Origin of the sequence: Marinibactrum halimedae, from assembly GCF_021234875.1 — a bacterium.
Lineage (GTDB): Bacteria > Pseudomonadota > Gammaproteobacteria > Pseudomonadales > Cellvibrionaceae > Marinibactrum > Marinibactrum halimedae.
Map to the genome: position 1 here is coordinate 183,828 of NZ_JAJQVM010000002.1, position 19,957 is coordinate 203,784.

16 protein-coding genes are annotated in these 19,957 nt (G+C 44.8%); 8 read left to right on the top strand and 8 right to left on the bottom strand.

What is annotated here, in order from left to right:
* Nucleotides 1-23 precede the first annotated feature (23 nt).
* From LU351_RS01955 to LU351_RS01970, 4 genes are all read left to right on the top strand, one after another.
* Nucleotides 24-389 carry a hypothetical protein gene (locus LU351_RS01955; protein ID WP_232592320.1) on the top strand — a complete coding sequence of 122 codons (366 nt, stop codon included), beginning with the start codon at nucleotides 24-26 and terminating at the stop codon, nucleotides 387-389.
* 335 nt (nucleotides 390-724) lie between these two features.
* Entirely contained in the window at nucleotides 725-1,321 is a 597-nt protein-coding gene (locus LU351_RS01960) for a TetR/AcrR family transcriptional regulator (RefSeq protein ID WP_232592321.1), read from the top strand.
* A 277-nt stretch (nucleotides 1,322-1,598) separates the two neighbouring features.
* Nucleotides 1,599-2,618, top strand: coding sequence for an NADP-dependent oxidoreductase (locus LU351_RS01965; RefSeq protein WP_232592322.1), 1,020 nt, complete (start codon nucleotides 1,599-1,601; stop codon nucleotides 2,616-2,618).
* 13 nt (nucleotides 2,619-2,631) lie between these two features.
* Nucleotides 2,632-3,513, top strand: a complete 882-nt coding sequence (locus tag LU351_RS01970) for an SDR family NAD(P)-dependent oxidoreductase (RefSeq protein ID WP_232592323.1) — start codon at nucleotides 2,632-2,634, stop codon at nucleotides 3,511-3,513.
* A gap of 92 nt (nucleotides 3,514-3,605) precedes the next feature.
* Here the strand turns inward: LU351_RS01970 and LU351_RS01975 are convergent, their stop codons facing one another.
* From LU351_RS01975 to LU351_RS02010, 8 genes are all read right to left on the bottom strand, one after another.
* Nucleotides 3,606-4,262 carry a glutathione S-transferase family protein gene (locus LU351_RS01975; protein WP_232592324.1) on the bottom strand — a complete coding sequence of 219 codons (657 nt, stop codon included), beginning with the start codon at nucleotides 4,260-4,262 and terminating at the stop codon, nucleotides 3,606-3,608.
* A gap of 22 nt (nucleotides 4,263-4,284) precedes the next feature.
* Entirely contained in the window at nucleotides 4,285-4,818 is a 534-nt protein-coding gene (locus tag LU351_RS01980) for a hypothetical protein (protein ID WP_232592325.1), read from the bottom strand.
* Between the two features lie 38 nt (nucleotides 4,819-4,856).
* Entirely contained in the window at nucleotides 4,857-5,981 is a 1,125-nt protein-coding gene (locus tag LU351_RS01985) for a DUF3570 domain-containing protein (RefSeq protein WP_232592326.1), read from the bottom strand.
* Between the two features lie 200 nt (nucleotides 5,982-6,181).
* On the bottom strand, nucleotides 6,182-6,385 hold the full coding sequence (locus tag LU351_RS01990) for a DUF4266 domain-containing protein (RefSeq protein ID WP_232592399.1): 204 nt from the start codon (nucleotides 6,383-6,385) through the stop codon (nucleotides 6,182-6,184).
* 101 nt (nucleotides 6,386-6,486) lie between these two features.
* Nucleotides 6,487-6,999, bottom strand: a complete 513-nt coding sequence (locus LU351_RS01995) for a TlpA family protein disulfide reductase (RefSeq protein ID WP_232592327.1) — start codon at nucleotides 6,997-6,999, stop codon at nucleotides 6,487-6,489.
* A 159-nt stretch (nucleotides 7,000-7,158) separates the two neighbouring features.
* Nucleotides 7,159-7,806, bottom strand: coding sequence for an outer membrane beta-barrel domain-containing protein (locus tag LU351_RS02000; RefSeq protein WP_232592328.1), 648 nt, complete (start codon nucleotides 7,804-7,806; stop codon nucleotides 7,159-7,161).
* The gene (locus LU351_RS02005) at nucleotides 7,776-8,693 is read right to left on the bottom strand and encodes an SH3 domain-containing protein (RefSeq protein ID WP_232592329.1); all 918 of its coding nucleotides are present in this window, start codon (nucleotides 8,691-8,693) and stop codon (nucleotides 7,776-7,778) included. Before LU351_RS02005 ends, LU351_RS02000 begins: the two co-directional genes overlap by 31 nt.
* Before the next feature lie 95 nt (nucleotides 8,694-8,788).
* Nucleotides 8,789-11,518, bottom strand: coding sequence for an HzsA-related protein (locus LU351_RS02010; RefSeq protein ID WP_232592330.1), 2,730 nt, complete (start codon nucleotides 11,516-11,518; stop codon nucleotides 8,789-8,791).
* 693 nt (nucleotides 11,519-12,211) lie between these two features.
* On the opposite strand from LU351_RS02010, the gene LU351_RS02015 reads away from it, so the two are divergent.
* The 4 genes from LU351_RS02015 to LU351_RS02030 all read left to right on the top strand — a co-directional run bounded on the left by LU351_RS02015 (nucleotide 12,212) and on the right by LU351_RS02030 (nucleotide 19,745).
* Complete coding sequence (locus LU351_RS02015) at nucleotides 12,212-13,549, top strand: hypothetical protein (protein WP_232592331.1); 1,338 nt, start codon at nucleotides 12,212-12,214, stop codon at nucleotides 13,547-13,549.
* 3 nt (nucleotides 13,550-13,552) lie between these two features.
* On the top strand, nucleotides 13,553-16,090 hold the full coding sequence (locus LU351_RS02020; protein ID WP_232592332.1) for a LamG domain-containing protein: 2,538 nt from the start codon (nucleotides 13,553-13,555) through the stop codon (nucleotides 16,088-16,090).
* Nucleotides 16,091-16,201: 111 nt separating this feature from the next.
* Nucleotides 16,202-17,803: a general secretion pathway protein GspF gene (locus LU351_RS02025; protein ID WP_232592333.1), complete on the top strand. Its 1,602-nt coding sequence runs from the start codon at nucleotides 16,202-16,204 to the stop codon at nucleotides 17,801-17,803.
* A gap of 616 nt (nucleotides 17,804-18,419) precedes the next feature.
* Nucleotides 18,420-19,745 carry a UDP-glucose dehydrogenase family protein gene (locus tag LU351_RS02030; protein ID WP_232592334.1) on the top strand — a complete coding sequence of 442 codons (1,326 nt, stop codon included), beginning with the start codon at nucleotides 18,420-18,422 and terminating at the stop codon, nucleotides 19,743-19,745.
* The last annotated feature ends 212 nt before the right edge of the window (nucleotides 19,746-19,957 follow it).

The window sequence follows — 19,957 nt, forward strand, 5'->3', positions numbered from 1 at the left end:
AGAATGACGCTGAGAATCAAATTATGAAAACATTAGCTAAATCCTTTAGTGCTGCTGTAATGCTTGTAGGCGTGATAGTGAAATCGTTACCTGTTTACGCTGCATCCGAAGTTGTGATTATAGGAACCATTAATGAAGTTGTATTGGAAAGCCTGGACGGCAGTTCTGAAAAACAGTTTTTTATTGAATCTGAAGAAGATCGGCGCATGTATTCTCTAAATGTTGATCAATTAGAAAAGGGGGGGTACCAAACTGGTGATCGAGCTAAAATTACAATACGATTGCCAACAGAGAACCATAAAACAGGCGCATTAAATGATAGCCCTGAGTTAAATGTTCAATCTATAGAGATATTGCCTCCTAAAATGCAAGAAAAGCTTAAGAAATAGACCCCCCCTAAAACGGAATAAGCCAATTTTATGCGCCACTAAAAGTAAGAGCTTTTTTGGAAAAAATTTTAAAAACCACCGTATATACGGTGGTTTTTTTTTAACACTTGGCTTATATCTTATTATGTTTTTTCGTTAGTCAGTATTGTTGCGCATAAACCCATAGTGAGAGTGCGCTAGTATGAGAGAAACAGGATATTCAGGCATATAGGCACTACAGTAAACCGTTGTAACAGGCCGACCGTAATAAATCTACTTGTTATAAAATTTTATTTTACAATGTAAAAAGTACTGTGCTATCTTCAAAGAACATTAAAATAGAGTGACTGAGTATTATGGCAAGAAAAGCCTTAACACCTGAGCAAATAGAAGCCTATCGTAAGAAACTCTGTGAGACTGCTTACGCACTCTACCTTGAAAAGGGCTACGAAGCCGTATCTATGCGGGCACTTGGAACTCGCATGGGCTCCAGCGCAATGATGGCTTATAGTTATTTTGAAAGTAAAGATGATGTTTTTGCCACCATTCGGGCGGGGTTATTCCAACGTTTGGGGGAGTCGTTAAGCGAATCGCTTGAGCAGGCACAGTCTTCTCAGGAAAGTGGTTTACAAGCCTTATTTGTTGAATACGCTCAATTTGCACAGCGTGAGCCAAAAGCCTATCAATTATTGTACCTTATTAATCAACCTGGGTGGGTACAGCACCCAGCGACAGTTTTGGCTCATACTAAAGTAAAAACATTATTATTAGAGCAAACAAAAAAAGAGCAGCATAATTTAGTGATACAAGGTGAGGCAGAGGTCGTTGCTCACATATTATGGGCTTCACTGCATGGCCTCATTACTTTGGAGTTAAGTGGTCAATTACACCATGGTCACGCTTTTAAGGAGTTGCTGCCGGCTATGCATAAAAATTTTTTTAAGCAAGTTTAAATCTTTTTCGAGTGCCATCCACACTTCACCGGAAAGGCAATAAAAAGAAAACACCCAATAGAAAAATAAAAAAACAGAAATTTAAATCTGGATTAATTTATTAACTTTGAACACTTAAGCCATAGTTTAATTGCATATTATCATACTGATTTTTTTGTATTTGGAAATCGTCAATAACAATAATGAGACAGAATGATGTAGCGTATAGAGTATTTAATGATAAACGCTCTTTATGTTGAACATGTCTCTTCTTTCATGCATTTCAGAGGACACTTCAATGAGTTTAGTTAATCGCCAATGGTTACTTGCAAACCGCCCAGCAGAGTTGGTTAGCCGAGATAATTTCGAATACAAAGAAACGCCCGTGCCAGATTTAAAAGAGGGTGAATTTCTCATCAAAAACTTATATTTATCCTTCGACCCGACATTGCGTGTATGGATGAATGAAGCAGACTCATACGTTTCTGCCATTGAAATTGGTGAAGTAATGAGGGCCTCTACAGTTGCTCAAGTGGTTGACTCCAAAAATGACGCCTATCCGAAGGGCGAATTCTTAGTGGGTATGTTTGGCTGGCAAGATTATATGGTAACGGATGGAACGAGTTTAATGTTACCGCCACGTCGTTTACCTGCTGGAACGCCATTAACCATGCCGTTGAGTATTTTTGGTATAACCGGCATTACGGCATATTTTGGCATGAAAGAAATTGGCCAAGTGAAAGAAGGTGATGTTGTGGTGGTATCTGGTGCGGCAGGTGCCACTGGGTCAGTGGCGGCGCAAATTGCTCGCTTGAAAGGAGCGACAGTGATTGGTATTGCGGGTGGAGAAGAAAAATGCCAATGGCTAAAAGAATCGGCCAAGCTGCACCATACTATTGATTACAAATCCGAAAATATTGCTGAACGATTAAAAGAGTTATGTCCGAAAGGCATTGATGTCTATTACGATAATGTAGGTGGCGACTTATTGGATACCGTTTTGTCAATGATCTCAATTAATGCCCGCATTGTGTTATGTGGTGCTATTTCTGATTACAACTCTAAAGACACCTATGCTCTGAAAAACTATACCAATTTGATTGTTCAGCGTGGCACGATGCAAGGGTTTATTATTTTAGATTATTTACCTCGTTCCGATGAAGCCATTGGTGACTTATTGTCTTGGGTACAATCTGGTGAGTTGGTTTATCAGGAAGATATTCAAGAAGGATTAGAGAATGCACCGGAAGCGTTTCAACGTATTTTTACCGGAAAAAACAAGGGTAAACAGCTGTTAAAAGTTGCCGATCCAGAATAAAGGAGTAGTAATCATGAGTATTTTAGAGGGTAAAACCGCTATTGTAACTGGTGCAGCGTCTGGTATTGGGTATGCGATTGCCTCGGCGTTGGGCAAACACGGTATGAAAGTTGTCGTTGCTGATTTATCACAAGAAGCCGCAGAGGAAGCATGTTCTGAATTACGTAAAACGGATGTTAATTGCATGGCATTGACATTAGATGTAACGGATGAAGCGCAATGGCAAACAGCGGTGACAGAAGTAAAGCAGAAGTACCAGAAGATTCACATGTTAGTGAATAATGCTGGTGTAGGTACATCTCCTTGCTCCATCGAAGACGATCATATTAAAAACTGGAAGTGGGCGTTCAACGTTAATGTTTTTGGAATTTTTTGTGGCACTCAAGCCGTAGTTCCAACGATTAAAAGCCAGAAAGAAGGCGGTTGGATTATCAATGTTGCTTCTATGGCCGGTATGGGTGGAGTTATTTATGGGGGGGCTTACACAGCCAGTAAAAATGCAGTTGTGGCAATGTCTGAAAGTTGGGCGCAGGAATTAATGCCCCAAGGTATTGGTGTTTCCGTGTTGTGCCCTGCTTTTGTTAAAACTCAAATTAGCCGTGCGGAGCGAAACAAGCCGGAAGAATTTAAAACAGATTCCACCATGAGCGAACAACAGATTGCCCAAGCCAAATTACTGATGAAGGCAGTGGATGAAGGAATCGAGCCAGAAATTGTTGGGGAGCGAGTGATAGAGGCCATTACCAATCGTGAGTTTTATATCTTTACTCATCCTGCGTTTAGAGAGGATATTGCTGGTCGAGGTAAGGCGATTGATAAAGCATTCTCTGTTGCTGAAAAGAGTCCTGTTGTAGGTCATCTGAAAGATTTAAAGCCTAACGGATTTGCAATTTAATTTAAGGTATTCTTTGACTCATACCCTGCCCGCTATGGGAAATAATAGCGGGCTGCTTTCGAAGAATAAAAATGAAACTATTTCACTTGCGATTAAACTTCTTCTCCAGCTTCATCTTGTTCGACAATCTCCGTTTCCAACAATGCATCACAAGCCCATGCTTGCGCAGCCGGGTGTGCTAAAAGTGCTTCACAGTAAGTTTGACTTACAGAGGAGAGTTTGAATCCGTATGTTTTAATTCGATAGGCAACTGGTGTGTAGAAACAGTCGGCAATAGAGTATGGCCCACAAAGGAATTCACCCTCCGTATGAAATTGTGCTCGGCCTTCTTGCCAAAGCTCATCAATACGGGATAAATCTTTTTGTGCGCCGGTGGATAACGCTAATCGCCTTTTAGCGCGAATATTCATTGGGGCTTCATTACGCAAGTGCTGAAAGCTGGAATGCATTTCTGCCGTTGCACAGCGAGCGAAGGCTTTGGCAGTCGAGTCTTCTGGCCACCCCTTTCCATTGATAATATTATCGTTAATGTACTCGCAAATTGCGAGAGAGTCCCAGACACACCTTGTGCCATCAAAGAGTACAGGTACTTTGGCGCTGCCTGAAAATTCAGATAACGCCTCGGACAACTCTTCTTGCTCAAGAGAAACTTGTTTTTCTTCAAAAGAAACTTGGTGGGCTTTTAAGAGTAACCAAGGCCGTAACGACCAGGTTGAATAATTTTTATTGCCGATAACCAGTTGGTACATGAAGCTCTCCTTATTTTGAAGATTATTTCAATAAAGGGGTGTTAGAAAGCGCCCAAGGTGTTTGATGAACTCCTTGCTTGATAAGTTGTTCGTTTATCATTTGGGTCTCACTATGGTTCAGAGGAGCATAACCACGAGAATATGGCCAGCCGTAACCCCAACGGAAATGCGTTGGCCAGTAAGGCATTCCTCCAACTCTTACTCCTCTCAGCATCATTTGTGCAACTTGAGGCTGGCCTAATTGGGTAACACAGTGTGCTAATTCGTTATCCGCATGTCGTCGCTCAGCTTCTGTACCGCCTCGCCAATAATAAAGATCGTGATGAAAACAGCATTGTTGCCAAAGTGTCTGATTTGAAAAATTGCCATCTGGAAACCAACTGCATCCATCAGAATGAAACGGTGATAATTCTAAAGGAGCAGAGTTAGATTCTAAATTGTCAGCCGCTCCGGCAAATAAGTTGAAAGAGGCGGCTGTAATGACAATAACGGAACAACATAAAAAAATTGAGACGGTGACTTGATAAATATGCTTACGTATTACTGAAAATATCATTAATTAAAAGGATTGAATTCAAATATTGAGTTGCTGAATCAGTACCAGAAAGAAATATAAAAGCGAAGCACATTGGCATCAAAATTAAAAAAGGGTTCTTCACCAATGGCAAAACTTCCATCATTACTTTGAGTCATATCTCGAAAGTTTTCGTAATCGAATTGGATGTAATCCCAATAGGCATTAATGGTGGTCTTGTCGAAAAAAGATAACCAAGGGTGTTTCAATTCATAAGAGGCACCAATGCCAAACATATTGGTAGTGTAAGTACTTAACTCTTTATCTCGACCATAAAAATTTGTGGCATCTTCAAAAGGCAACAAATCACTGTAAAAATCGGCTTGAGTCTGGTCATAAAAACGGTACTTTGCTTCTAAAGTTAGCCCCGCGACTTCTTTTAAAGGGTGAATGTAGCGAAGTTCGTAATTACTCGCTTCAATTCCCCAGCTATCGCTGTAAAAACGATAATCGGCACGTATAGCAGCACGATAAGGTAAATAAAACATGCCTTTAACCGCAATGGCGTCACTGTTTCTCGTATTGGGATATAGCTCGGTTTTACTGGACGCGGTGGTGCCATCCCCAGTTAGGAAGCGGACTTGACGATAAGGGTTGTTTAAATAACCTTGATCAGCAGCGGTTTCAAAACTCACATTCATCAAGATATTTTTGGTAATTACTTGGGTTAATCCAATGCGGTAGCGTTTATGTTCAGCTTCTTCAGAAAAACTGTCATCACCGTTTCGGCCCACGGTATCTTCCGCGTAACTAAAACCCATACTTAAAGTAGATAAGTCTCCGAAGAAATCATGGCTGACATCGAAGCTGACGGCATCAGAAACGTAATCACTTTCGTCACTGTTGAGATAGCTCAGGCTCATGATAGTTTTATCATAGAGATAATCTGCCCCAATAGAATATTCATTTCGCTCTTCAGTGTAAGCACTGCCATAAGAGAGTACATCGATGGAGGCACCAGAGACTTGGTCGGTATAGTAATTTCCGTATACAGAAACTTTATCGGCGATGTTCTTTCTGACCAAAAAAGAGGGGCCATCGATTCTAACGCCGTCACCATCATAGCCGTGGTACATGATGTCAGCGCGATCTTCAGGCAATACCGCACTATGAGTACCAATGGACACCAATAGTAATCCTGCCATTAGTAACTTCATGACCGGTAAATTAACTACCAGCGTTATTTTTTCTAACATCTTATTTAGGGTGGATAAAATAATGCTGAATGAAAATGCGGTGGATAAGCTTGCGCGTGCGCGCGTGAATATAGAGAAAGCGTGCATGGTGATTTCTTTAAATCCGTTTCTGGCTGTAAGGGTTTTTGATTCGATGCAATGCATTGTGATTAATTACATCCGCAGCCACCACCACCGGCGCCTTCAGCACCTCGAGCGGCTTCTCTTGTATCGTACACATGATGAAGGTATTTCGCTGAAACTTGATCTCGCTCGAAACTCATTATCGGGTCGGCCAAATTTTGTCGCTCATAAGGTTTTACCCATGGCTTAATCGGCGAGCAGCCGCTGGCCGCAATGAGTGTGCAAACCATGCCGATGATGCTGAGCTTACGATGAAGCCTAACCTTACGTGAGCGCGTCCATAGTAATGTCATGGGGGTACCTGCTGTTGGCCGACCGATTGGAGTGTGCGTTATTCTTTAATAAGCTCACGAATTTGAGCTCGATAATCGTCTTCAAAACCGGGTTTGTAGCCACGGTGTAAAAAGCGCATTTTACCGTTGCGATCTACCAATACACTGGTCGGCATGGCATCCACATCAAACAATTCACTGACTTTACTGGTTGTGTCATACAGAACTGGGAAAGAGACTGGTATTTTTTTCAACAGACCATTCGCGGCAGCTTCGTCTTCATCAATACTAATACCCACAACTTTGAATCCGGCACTGCTGTAGCGGCTGTGAAGCTCTTCTAAAATAGGCATTTCTTGACGGCATGGGCCACACCAAGAAGCCCAAAAGTTAATGAATAGGACGTCACCACGGTGTTCAGATAAGCGGAAGTTTTTACCCTGATTACTTTTCAAGGTGAAATCCGGAGCGGTTTTGTTCATTGTCGTTGCTGCCAATGCGCTACTGGTCAGCAAGGAAAACATAATGGCGGTTAGGTAAGGGGTAACGCGAGTCATCAGTGATGTTGTCATTATAGACCTCGTATTAATTTGCATAAGAATGAGTCTTGTTATTGCTTGTTAATTTATAGCCGCTCATTCTTAACATAAAAAAGAAATGAAGTTATCGCAATTTCGTCATTACTATTTTTATTTCTTCTTAGGCTCTTTTTTGCCTAGTGGGGTGAGCCGTTAAAAATAAATGTTTAAACCCAAAGAGGTTTCTAAGTTTGTCGTGTCTTGTTCTTCACCGAAAATATCATGTTCGAATAAATGGGCGCGGACATCCCATCGAATACTGAACCAATCAGTGGCAAAGAAATTAATACCGCCACCTAGGTTGTAGGTAAAGTGTTCTTCATCGGCAAAGCTGGTACTGCCGGCACCGCCAATTAAATACAAATTGGTATTGAATGCCCATTTCGACCCAACAAAGACTTCACCAGGAAGAAAGTTGTAGCCCAAAGACAGGTTGTAGTAAATCAGTTCTCGTTGATCTTCCGTGAGGATTTGAATATCCCCGCTTAAACGCTCGAAACTGGTTTCTTTTAGACGTGAATCTCCAATGCTGGTTTCAATGAAGAGGTCTTCACTAATGTGATAGGCCAAGCGAATGCCCACTACATCGTTGCTACCGAAGTCTTCTACATTCATGACACCGGCAAATAGGCCGACTTCAAAATCTTCGTTATCGATTTTGTCTTCTTTAATTTCGCGGCGCTCCAAATCGGGGGTAATGATTTGGTCTAACACACGATCTTGGGCGCTTACTTGGCCGCCGATCAGTAATGCCCCAGCGGTTGTAGCACTCAGAAGAATGCGGTTAAGCCAATTTTCCATTCATTAATCTCCTCGTTTTCGTCGCGGTCAGTCAAGAGGGTGTTGTTGTTGTATTGGAAGCGAGCTACAAATCGTCGAGTGATATAGCCATATACGCCTATACCCACTTGCATAACGTTGTTGTCTCTGTCTTCAGTATCAACGAGTGTCGCATCTGGGCTAATTCGAATCACACCGCTACCGAGTGTCACAAACGGAGACAATCGGCGTTCCGGGAAGGGCTGTAGTACGATGTTTGCGGTCAACATTTGGCTGTCTGAAAATTGCCCAACAATTTGTGTGGCATGTAATTCAGTAGAAAGGTTGCGGCTAAAGCGCCAACCTGCATACAGTGAAATCGATTCAGATCCCTCAAAATCACCTCCGGCGAAGCCTAATTCATACTTGCGAGAGAGAAATTGATCCATTGACGGTGTGGTGAAATTGACTAATTCTCCATTTGCGCCAACGGATTGATTAATGTCTGTGACCTTTACCCAGCCAGTTTTGCCCTTACGGGTGAGCACTTTAATCCAGCTGGTTCTCTGCTTCAGTAGTTCGACGGTTTCGCCTTTTTCTAATACATGATGAATGGGGTAACCACGACCTGGGCCGGTGTAAACGTCTACGTATTGGGCTTCGATGACCACCAATAGTCGTTCATCTCTCTGTTCAACGACTGTATTTGGTTGCTCATCAATGGGGTTGTCATTTTCATCTTGTGGACTGTTGCTATTAGAAAGATCATTGCTTTCTAGTTTTGATTTTTCAAACTCAGAGCGTTCTATGCTCTCATCTTGGGCGCTGGCAATCGTACTAACACAAAGTAAGCCCGTCAGTAAGCAATACAGAGAGTGCCGAGTAAGTGAATATCGATACAGTGAGACTACATTCTTTATGGCTAGCACTGGGTATCCAAATTATTTTTAAATCGTTTTTGAGTATGCGAGAGCGTAGCAGGTGGTGACTCGTTTAGTCTAATGGTCATCCAGGCAACGATCATCTAGTCCAGCGGTGCATCAAAAGGATTGTTGTAGTACTGGCCGCCGATGTCTAACCATTCGCTCAGTAATCGTAATTCTGCATCGCTTAATGCTCCATTGTGATCGTATTCGAAATTATTACTGGTTGCGGGATCAAAAATTTCGAAAAAACGACTGTTGAGCGCATTTCCAGAGGTCATGGTGCGAGTGATAGGGAAGGTAATCAGCTCTACCTCAGGAATGGGGTTGTTATCTGCATCCAGAATTAGATTACCGTCATTGTCGGTTTGATAAACGATATTTCCGTTTTCATCTGTGACAACTCGCTCTTCGGTTCTTTCTACCAAGGCTCCGTCTACGATTTCATCTTCATTGTCATTAGCCAAGAGTTCGAGATAAGAACGAACACGATTGTCAGTATCAAGGGGGCTGGCCGTCAGCTCCAATTGCCCAGCCGGCACTTGTTGTGCGCCCATGGCGTCTCGTGTGTTGTGGCAGAGGGTGCAGGTGTTATCTGCTATCACGTTGTTCATGTCATCGAGGGTTTGCCTGGGCAGCTCCCAGAGGGGTTGTATGTGGTCGGGGTAATTGACTATGACTCGGCAAGAGGCAGACCACTCAGAAATACAACCTTCGCTGGCAGGCGCGGGGGTAAGCAAATCGTTATAGCGGTACTCGAAGCTATCGTCCTTGGCTCTTACCGCAGGGTCTGTCCAATCGTCATTAAAAATAATGTCTACGCTGGGTGCTCGAATGGCATCGGTACTTTGAGCGTACGTTTGCGCCATGGTTTGCCCGGACGAGCCGATCAACAGTGGCTCTGTATTTGGGAAGTTGTATCCGTCTACCGGTGCGCCAGTATTTGTACTGGCTTGAAACTGATCTCGTCGGCGCTGGGTAATGTTTAAGCCATGGGAATCAATGACTTCTCCAGGGCGTGCCTGAATCCACGTTGTAGAGCTGTCACTGACGCGCCTAGCGTTTTGGTCAACAATGGAAATGGCCAGTGCGACATCAGCCGGAATGAGAGTGAGAACAGAGCCATCTGGCTCAACGGGCGCGTAGCCAATAATCTCACGCATGGTTCTGGCAACCCCAATGTAGGCACGATCAAAGTCTAGCGTATCGTCATCGGGCATACTCACGGCTTTCTCTATTTTTAAAAATAACGCTGGACGTTCATCTGCCGGAGTTTGAGCAGGGTCTGCCAGTACACCGATGCCAACTTCACTGGTGTCTATGCCCTCGACTTCATACACATTGCGAATATGAAGTTGGGCAAGGCCGTCATCCACTTGGTCTTGATCTAGTTCAATACCACCTTGACGATCTGCCAAGAACAGATCTTCTGTACGATTTGCGAAGGCAGCCACATCGCTGTACATCACGCCTTCTTCTGGTACAAAGATCGGCTGTAAGGTTCCGATCTCTAAGTTGTATATCCACAAACCATACAAAGGCGGTGCTTCTGTAATACCTTCAATGGCAAGATTTTCCTCGGTACACGCGAGAATGGCCTCACTGTTTGGATCTTGCAGGCGGCAATCCGTCCAGCTCACGAGTAAACGTGGTGTGTTGTCAAATAGGTCATGGGCGGCAGCGAAGTAGCCGTTTCGAGAAATCGTCAGGTCATCTTCATCAACAATAATGTCGCCTGTACTGAGTGAGCGCTGTCCATCCCCTTCTTCTCCTGGGTTTTCCGTATTCAGTAGGTCAAGATTGGCCTGGTTACGATCACTGTAATTGGCATAATCAATGGTGATGATATCACCACCCCAGCGTCTACTTTCTTCGGTACGAAGGATAGCTAACAACCTATCATCACTCATAGGCTTGGGTTGATCGATAATCGCATTGCTGCCCTCGGTGCCGGTACTTTGGCTGTTATAGCCATATAGGCTCATGGTGTCTTGGCCATCGGGACGAGTAGTATAAAGAGATAAACGATTGTTGCGATTGAGATTATCCCAGCGAAGGTAGGCGATTTCGCCCGTAGGCAGTACGGTCGGTTGAAAGTCGTGGCTTTGGTTATAGGTGAGTTGTGAAAGATTAGTGCCGTTCTCGTCCATTACGTGGAGTACAAAAGCATCATCCATTCCATCCTCGGTTTGAGCTTCATATTGAGGTTTATTGTCGTCAAGTAAGATGGCTTTACTGCGGATTTGGCGATTAGAAGAGAAAACAATTCGCCCATCAGGGAGGTAGCTTGGATTGATATCCTGACCCTCCTCTGCGGTGATGTCATCAGCAATAATTCGACGAAGGCTGTCTTCTTCTAAATTGTATTCCCAAATATTCCAGGTGGGTTGTTCATCGTCGTCCACATTCTCCAATTCAGGGGCTCGTAACGCAAACAACAGTTTACTGCCATCGTTAGAAACACTTAAATCTTTAACATCGTAGAGTTCACCTTCCTCAAATAAGTCACCCGTTACGTTGACTTCATCGGCGGTCGCGGCTGCGCGAATTCGCACGAAAAGCTCGGCCCCAGGGGTAAATTGCACTAAATCAAAAGCATCGCTGGGAATAAAATCTTCATTTTCATCAAAGGGTAATGAACGACGGACATACGCAATAGGGATATCTTCAACGGTTATATCGGGCTCGTCACCAGTACTGCTGCCATTACTTGAGTCGCTACTGCTACCTCCGCAAGCACTTAAGATGGCTAGCATGCCGGCCACAAGACTCGAGCGCATTATTCCAGATGCTATTCGAAGGAGGGTAGCGTTTAAATTGTTGTCCGGCATGTGCATCATCTCGTCAACCAATGGTTATTTTTGTCACGATTCCTTTCTATTAGAAGAAAACTAATAGGTCAATGCTATTAAACTTTTAAAAAAGAGTATTTGCCATCCTCATTGAATAGCGTCTTAATGCTTATTGCATGTTAAAAAAAATGCTGGGTGTGTCCGTGTAGGAGGTCACGATTTTCAGCCTCTAAAACGATGTTTCTTAGGCTGATATGTCATCGAAAATTAAAATTCTAAAGCAAAAATATCTATTAATGTTTCTATGACTGAAAAAATTGTTTTGTTCTTTGCTTCTGTGACGCATTTAACGTCAAAAACTCCCAAAGTACCTAGCTATCATGATTTGGACGATAGCATAATGTTTAAGCAGTACTGAGTTTGTTAATGAAAAAGACAAATACTGAGTAGATCTTATCGATTGATAATCGCCCGAGCGTCGGATTAAAAAGATCATTTTATTTGGCTTTTTCAAGGGATTTCTGGAAGATAATAATCATGAAAATACTGAGAGAGAGCGCAGCATTGAGACTGGCATACCATGCCGAAACGTTAGCAATGAGAGCGTGTTAGACAAAATAAAAACAAATGCTGTTCAATGAGCGAGAACGAACAGAATCCAAAAGCAGGGGGTTTAAGCCATCTGCTGTGTTTGATGATTTGACCGATTGAGCTGCCATGAATACTGTCACTATGAATATATTTAGACGCCTAATAAGGCTTAAATTAACGTCAAAAAGCCAGCAAAAGATAAGTCAATATGAGCCTCAGGCTGGTTTACCGCATACCCTATCGCCCTCTATTCGCCCTTCTTTCCTCTCGTTATCTGCTACCACTTTGTTTTCGCTCTCAAAGGTTATTGCGCTTTTGGGTGGGGCATCTGTGGCTGTTGCGGGAGAATTCGAACAAGCCAAACGTATGCATGAACGTATTGTTGGGGCCCCGCCCACAGAAGCGGTGTTGCAAAGTATGGCAACAAATATAGCTTCGGGTAATGGTGTGCAAGCCGCTTTTACGGCAATGGACGATCCACGTTTTTACAGCGTGACGTTAAAAAACTGGGCCACACCTTGGACAAACCGAGATCAAGATATTTTTCGCCCACTGAATGATTACACCGCAACGGTGATTGGTGTGGTGCGTGATGAGTTGGATTTCAGGACGCTGCTTTATGACAACCTACTCTATGTAGGTGCTTCGTCTACGGGCGTGTCTGCCTACTCCAACAGCAATAATGCCCACTATGAACAGCTTGAAGAGCGTAATGTTAATTTAATTGAGAATTTAGAGCGGCGAACACAATCGGACGTGACAGGGTTGCCAGCAGGCGCTACTGCCGGTGTCATTACCAGTCGTGGTGGCGCGCGTGCGTTTTTTTACGCTGGGACGAATCGCGCCATGTTGCGCTTTACGCTGCTGAATCATTTATGCAATGACCTTGAGCAAGTTCACGACGTAACCCTTCCTCCTGATCGAATTCGACAAGATGTATCTCGTAGCCCTGGTGGTGATAGCCGGGTTTTCTTGAATAACTGTGTTGGCTGCCACAGCGGTATGGACCCGCTGGCCCAAGCATTTGCCTATTACAGTTGGGATTATGACCCAGATACAGACCCCGAAGGCGATGCCGGGCAAATCACCTACAACCGAGAGGGCGACATAGACCCTGAAACGGGTACTCGTGTACAAGAAAAGTATCGTATCAATGCAAATACCTTCCCTTACGGATACGTAACACCGGATGATAACTGGGATAACTATTGGCGTATTGGGGCGAATAGCCTATTAGGTTGGGATCAAAGCCTGCCGGGAAGCGGTTCTGGCGCAAAATCCTTAGGTATGGAGTTAGCACACAGTGAGGCCTTTGCCAGTTGTCAGGTCGAGAAAGTATTCCAAATGGTCTGCCTCCGTGAACCTGGTAATAATGCGGATCGCGCTCAGGTTGAGGGCATGGTTACCAGTTTTGAAAATAGCGGTTATAACCTCAAGCAGGTTGTGGCTGAATCCGCTGATTACTGTAAAGGGGAGTGAGCCATGATGAAAAGGAATGAATTTAGCTTCCCATCAGTAGAAAGCTCTTTATATACAATGGCTGCTTTGAAGTCTGCCCTCTTAAAAACCACTATGACGGTGGGTATTGTAAGTGTGGTGACGGCTTGCGGTGGTGGCAGTGGTGCCTCAACGGTCAGCAATCAAGATACCTCTAACGATCGGCCCGATGAAGTGACTTACAATGGGCCTGACCCCAGCACAGAGGATGTCCAGAATTTCAAATTGAATGTCTGGGACAATTTGGTATCTGAAGAGCGTTGCGGAGCTTGCCACAGTACGGGTGGTCAATCTCCGGCGTTTGTACGAGCTGATGACATTAACGAAGCCTATGCGCTTGCAAATGGTCTGGTCAATCTAGAAATCCCTTCCGAGTCTCGTTTGGTCACCAAAGTGGCGGGCGGGCATAACTGTTGGGAGTCGGTTGCCTCTGTATGTGGTGATATTGTCACCGGATACATAGAAGGCTGGGCACAATCATCCGGCGGTATCTCAAACACTATTACACTGACTCCTCCTGAAATTCAGGATGTGGGGGAAAGTAAAAACTTCCCTCAAGACTCAACGTTGTTTTCTACAACAGTTTACCCTCTCGTTTCTACCTATTGCTCTTCCTGCCACAGTGAGACCTCTGAAATACAACAACAACCCTATATTGGCAGCGCTGACGTTGATGTTGCCTATGAAGCGTCGAAAAGCCGTATAGATTTAGCGACGGCGGCGAATTCTCGGTTGGTTACTCGCTTGGGGAATGAATTCCATAACTGCTGGGGGGATTGTTTGACCAATGCCAATGAAATGCAGGCCGCAATTCAAGCTTTTTCGGATGGGGTGCCTGCCACAGCGGTTGACCCCGATTTGGTCGTTAGTAAGGCGATGGGATTGTACGATGGTATCGTTGCTAGCAGTGGTGGGCGCGTTGAAACCAATATGATTGCTTTGTGGGAGTTTAAAGTAGGAGAAGGTACTACTGCCTTTGACAGCAGTGGCATTGAACCTGCGGTGAATCTCACGCTGACTGGTGACGTTGAATGGGTGGGGGCCTGGGGCCTCGACTTTAACCCTGGAGGAAAAGCTCAGGCGTTAACCCAAGACAGTGTCAAGCTCTACGACATGATTTCTGCAACGGGCGAATACTCTATTGAAGCATGGGTGATTCCGGGCAATGTTTCTCAAGAGGGGCCTGCACGAATCGTGAGTTATTCTGGTGCAGAAATGTCTCGTAATTTCATGCTCGGGCAAACGCTCTATAACTATGACTTCCATAACCGCAGTGCAGCAACAGATGCTGATGGTGCCCCTGCTGTCAGCACACCGGATGCTGATGAGGTGCTGCAAGCAACGCTTCAGCACGTCGTCGCCACGTTTGATCCGATCGACGGCCGTAAAATTTATGTTGATGGCGAACTGATTGTTCAGGAGGAGGCGGTAGAAGGTGGTAGCCTAAATTCTTGGGACAGCAGCTTTGCTTTAGTGCTAGGGGCTGAAGTCGATGGCAGCAACGGATGGGATGGCATTCTTCGTATGCTGGCGGTACATAATCGAGCTATGTCTGAAGAGGATATTCGTGCCAACTTTGATGTGGGGGTGGGCGAGAAGTACTACCTGCTTTTCAATGTTGAAGAGCACATGAGCGTTCCTCAAGCCTATGTTGGTTTCGAGGTGCAGCAGTTTGATAGCTACGGCTATCTGTTCAATAGCCCATTCTTTATTAGCCTCGATGGCACGGCGTCTATCAGTGATGTTCCTCTTTCCGGTATGCGTATTGGTGTGAATGGTCGAGAGGCTGAAGTTGGCCAAGCATTTGCGAATCTTGATTTATCACTGGGTGGGACTGCTTACGAAGAAGGCGTTGGGCAGCCTCTCTCTGGTTTGGGTACTGTTGTGGAACTGGAGTTTGGTGCGGCAGAGGATATTTTCTTCCTCACATTCGATAGGTTGGGAGCGGATTCATACAGCCGCTCAGCACCACCTGTGCCAGCAACTCCTACTCCTGTTGATCTCCCTGAACAATCCGACATTGGGTTAAAACATTTTGCTGAAATTAACGCGACACTGTCTGAAGTGACGAGTGTTCCGGTGACCAATGCATCGGTTGCACAAACTTATGAAACACTGAAACAGCAGCTACCGACCATTGAGGCGCTTGATGGATTCCTCACCTCGCATCAGATGGGGATTACCCAGTTAGCAGTAGAATATTGCAATGTGTTGGTAAACGATGCGCCTTTACGCTCAGCCTACTTCACCGGTTTTGATTTTGGTCAGCCTTCTGCTGCATCCGGTTTAAATGATTCGACAGAGCGAGATGCGGTCATCAATCCGATTTTGAATCGACTATTGGCGAACGCTGTGGCGGCTAACGGTAATGTGTCTTTGTCGACACAGCCAGATCCAGCCGCTGTTCGAACAGAGTTAGATAGCTTAATCGATACAATGATTGGCTCTGGAGCAACAACGAATACCACTGTCATTGCAGTGTGTGCTGCAGCGTCGGGCAGTGCGTTGATGCTCTTGCAATAATGAATAATGGTCATGTTTTGGTGATTAAGAGTAAAGCCAATCTTGCAAAAACAACTTTGCAAAAACAACCAAGTCAAAAATCAAGTGTGAAAGGCACAGTGGTAAAAGACTATGAGTAAACGTAAACATTTTCGAGACCTAGATCAGCCGTTGTTGTACACCGATCATCGCCCGCTTACTCGTCGTTCCTTAATTGCACAAGGAATCAAATCGGGTGTTGCCAGCGTTGTGGGAGGCGGTGTTTTCAGCCTTTTTGCAAACCCTCAACAGGCACGAGCAGCCCTCTCTGCAGATGTGCAATCTGTAATGGATAATGTGTGTGGTGGTATCAGTTCAGCTGAACGAATCCCATTTATTTGCTTTGACCTTGCCGGGGGCGCGAATATTGCCGGTTCCAATGTATTGATTGGCAAACGAGGTGGCCAATTAGATTTTCTTTCTACGGCGGGTTACAACAAACAGGGATTGCCTGGTGATATGGTGCCGCAGGTGGCAGATGCGCAAACTGGCGCTACGGACTTTGTGAATACGGACTTGGGGTTGGCTTTCCATAGCGATAGTGGCTTTCTATCAGGAATTCTTGAAAAAGTATCTGCAGACACAGCCTCTCGTATTAATGGCGCTGTCATTCCAGCTCGCTCTGAAAACGATACCAGCAATAACCCTCATAACCCAATGTACGGCATTAACATTGCAGGCGGAGAAGGAGAGCTGGTGACGCTGGTTGGTTCACGCTCCAGTGAATCGGGAGGAAATTCAGAGGCACCGGTATCAATGATTAACCCTGAGGTGCGCCCTACAAAAGTGGATCGAAGCTCAGATGTTACCGGGCTGGTTGATACAGGGCAGTTGGTTGGTCTGTTGAACCAAGAAGATACGGTTGCGGTGATGGAGTCTATTTATCGTATCAGTAATTCAAAATTGGGCGCTGTGAATACCAACATAACCGCTGATGATGTTATGAAAGATCTGGTTCGTTGTGGATACGTCAAAGCGGCGGATTTAGCGGATCGTTTCGGTAACCCCGCAGATTTGAACCCTGAGTCGGATCCTGATTTGGTTGGCCCTGCCGGTGTTTTTTCTGTAGATGAATTCAACAGCGACCGTGAATTCGAAAAAGCCGCCTCCATCGCGAAATTAGTCGTAAATGGTTACTCCGCTGCAGGCACCATAACGATGGGTGGATACGATTACCATACAGGTGACCGAGCTACCGGTGAGCTGCGTGACTTGCGTGCTGGGCGGTGTATGGGGGCGTGCTTGGAGTATGCAGCTAAACGTGGCAAACCATTAATGATGTACGTTTACAGTGATGGCTCTGTTTTCAGTAATGGTATGACGGATGATTCTGAAAATGGACGCGGCAAAGGGGTTTGGACGGGGGACAACCAGCAAACAGCGGGGTCTTTCTTCTTAGTGTATAACCCAGGCAGCCGAGCAATCTTGATGGGTGCCGATGCACAAGCGCAAGCAATGCATCAGCAATTAGGTTTTATGCGAGACAGCGGCGATGTGGAAACGGCTTCTAGCCCTGCTGCAAACAATGTGAACCTTCTGGTCGAGACCGTCGTGTTGAATTACTTGGCGCTACACAATTTGCATGGCAATTTCGAGACGCTCTTTCCAAACCACGGTTTGGGAAATGCCACCAGCCGTGATGGTATGACGGCATTTGAACCCATCTTCAATGGTAATATTTCCACCCCCATATAGTTTTTATACGTAGACATCGCAATCTGCCTTCAGTGCACTTGTCCTGCCAGAGCGTTGCTTTTTATAGTTGTAACCGTTAACTACCTATAATCGGCAATGCTCTGTGATCCTTCCTCATGGTTGATTTTCTTATACTCTTTGCTTTTTTTAGCTGCCTTTAGACCGTATCATTCTTTTTGCAGGTCGCTTTCTGAACGCTCCAAACTGGTAATGAGTCACACCTACCCCTATGTTTTTTTAAAGCAAATTATAAATAATTATTTAGCCCAGAAGTGTCCTCAGATCGATTTTAGGTAGGTATTTGATTTAATAGTGTTTTTTGTGACGTTTATTCATTTAAACAATGACAGTGTTGGCGAAAATTCTGTTGTTAATTTTTATGAGTTGATGTTCCATGTGTAAACTCTATAAATTTAAATCATACTCATTGCGGGCTACTATGGCGTATATCGGATCAAGTACCGAGGATAGAGTTGTTATTTGGTAATTCAATTGGTAGTGGCATAAACAGAAAGTTCGAACAGCATTGTCAAATCAGTAGTACTACTACTCTGATTTTTAGGGAAACCATAAAGTTGACGAAAAGATATTAAAATAGCGTTGGGGATTACGACGGATGAAAGTAACAGTATTTGGTACTGGGTATGTAGGGCTAGTAACGGGCGCCTGTTTGGCAGAAGTGGGTCACCACGTCGTGTGTGTGGATGTGGATGCCGATAAGGTTGCTCGTCTAAAAAATGGACAAATCCCGATTTACGAACCTGGTTTGGACGGTATCGTAATCAGCAATTACGAAGAAGGGCGCCTTGAGTTTACGACGGATGCTAAGCATGCCGTTGCACATGGGACCATGCAGTTTATTGCCGTTGGTACGCCACCGGATGAAGATGGTTCTGCAGACCTCCAATATGTACTTGCTGTTGCCAGTACGATTGCGGAATACATGGATGACACAAAAATCGTTGTGACAAAATCCACAGTACCAGTCGGCACGGCAGATCGTGTGAGATCCGCCATGATGACCGGCCTGAAGGCACGAAGTACAGACCTCACCTACCACGTTGCTTCTAACCCCGAATTCCTCAAAGAAGGTGCTGCGGTGGCGGATTTTATGAAGCCAGATCGTATTGTGGTGGGCACCGACTCCAAAGACGTTGAAGACGCCATGCGTGAGCTTTACGCTGCCTTTAACCGCAATCATGACCGTATGTTGTTTATGGATGTGCGTTCCGCAGAACTAACGAAGTATGCAGCGAATGCCATGCTGGCAACAAAGATCAGTTTCATCAATGAAGTGGCCAATATTGCGGAGTACGTTGGGGCAGACATTGAGCGAGTTCGACAAGGTATCGGTTCAGACCCCCGTATTGGTTATAAGTTTATTTACCCCGGTTGTGGTTACGGTGGATCATGCTTTCCTAAAGATGTGAAGGCGCTGGCGTCCACCGCACGCCAAGTGGGTTATGAGGCGAAGTTACTGGATGCGGTGGAATTAGTGAATGAGCACCAAAAAACCCGCTTGTTTGATAAATTGCATACCTACTTTAATCAAGATTTGGCAGGTAAAACCATTGCTTTATGGGGGCTAGCTTTCAAGCCTAATACGGATGACATGCGTGAAGCATCAAGTCGTGTGTTTATAGAGGCATTATGGGAAGCCGGTGCTTCAGTGAAAGCATACGACCCAGAAGCCATGAATGAAACTCAGCGTATTTACGGCCAGCGCCCTGATTTACAATTAATGGGAACAAAAGAGGCATGTTTAATTGATGCTGACGCATTAGTAGTTTGTACCGAATGGAAGGCTTTTTGGGCACCCGATTTTAACTTAGTGAAAGAGTCTTTAAAAACGCCACTTATTGTGGATGGCCGAAATATTTATAACCCTCACCAGTTGGAGGATTTGGGCATCGATTATATCGGGATTGGTCGATCCAATTAACACAGTGTTATTTCTAGCTTGGTGTTGCTTGCTATTGACTAGAAATATTCAGTGGCACTTTGAAAGTAGCGCTTTCAAGTGCACTCATTATCAATTCAATAAAGTAGACAGTGCCAGGCTAACGGCGTAGTGTGGCACAACTTTCGATTCGACCAGCACTTGGTGCTGGTCGAGCGTTCTATTGGCGGCTAGAATGACGCCCTTCTCAAGCG

Coding starts and splice junctions, on each gene's coding strand:
- LU351_RS01955 (WP_232592320.1), top strand. CDS start 24: ATGAAAACATTAGCTAAATCCTTTAGTGCTGCTGTAATGCTTGTAGGC.
- LU351_RS01960 (WP_232592321.1), top strand. CDS start 725: ATGGCAAGAAAAGCCTTAACACCTGAGCAAATAGAAGCCTATCGTAAG.
- LU351_RS01965 (WP_232592322.1), top strand. CDS start 1,599: ATGAGTTTAGTTAATCGCCAATGGTTACTTGCAAACCGCCCAGCAGAG.
- LU351_RS01970 (WP_232592323.1), top strand. CDS start 2,632: ATGAGTATTTTAGAGGGTAAAACCGCTATTGTAACTGGTGCAGCGTCT.
- LU351_RS01975 (WP_232592324.1), bottom strand. CDS start 4,262: ATGTACCAACTGGTTATCGGCAATAAAAATTATTCAACCTGGTCGTTA.
- LU351_RS01980 (WP_232592325.1), bottom strand. CDS start 4,818: ATGATATTTTCAGTAATACGTAAGCATATTTATCAAGTCACCGTCTCA.
- LU351_RS01985 (WP_232592326.1), bottom strand. CDS start 5,981: ATGGCAGGATTACTATTGGTGTCCATTGGTACTCATAGTGCGGTATTG.
- LU351_RS01990 (WP_232592399.1), bottom strand. CDS start 6,385: ATGGTTTGCACACTCATTGCGGCCAGCGGCTGCTCGCCGATTAAGCCA.
- LU351_RS01995 (WP_232592327.1), bottom strand. CDS start 6,999: ATGACAACATCACTGATGACTCGCGTTACCCCTTACCTAACCGCCATT.
- LU351_RS02000 (WP_232592328.1), bottom strand. CDS start 7,806: ATGGAAAATTGGCTTAACCGCATTCTTCTGAGTGCTACAACCGCTGGG.
- LU351_RS02010 (WP_232592330.1), bottom strand. CDS start 11,518: ATGCCGGACAACAATTTAAACGCTACCCTCCTTCGAATAGCATCTGGA.
- LU351_RS02015 (WP_232592331.1), top strand. CDS start 12,212: ATGAATATATTTAGACGCCTAATAAGGCTTAAATTAACGTCAAAAAGC.
- LU351_RS02020 (WP_232592332.1), top strand. CDS start 13,553: ATGATGAAAAGGAATGAATTTAGCTTCCCATCAGTAGAAAGCTCTTTA.
- LU351_RS02025 (WP_232592333.1), top strand. CDS start 16,202: ATGAGTAAACGTAAACATTTTCGAGACCTAGATCAGCCGTTGTTGTAC.
- LU351_RS02030 (WP_232592334.1), top strand. CDS start 18,420: ATGAAAGTAACAGTATTTGGTACTGGGTATGTAGGGCTAGTAACGGGC.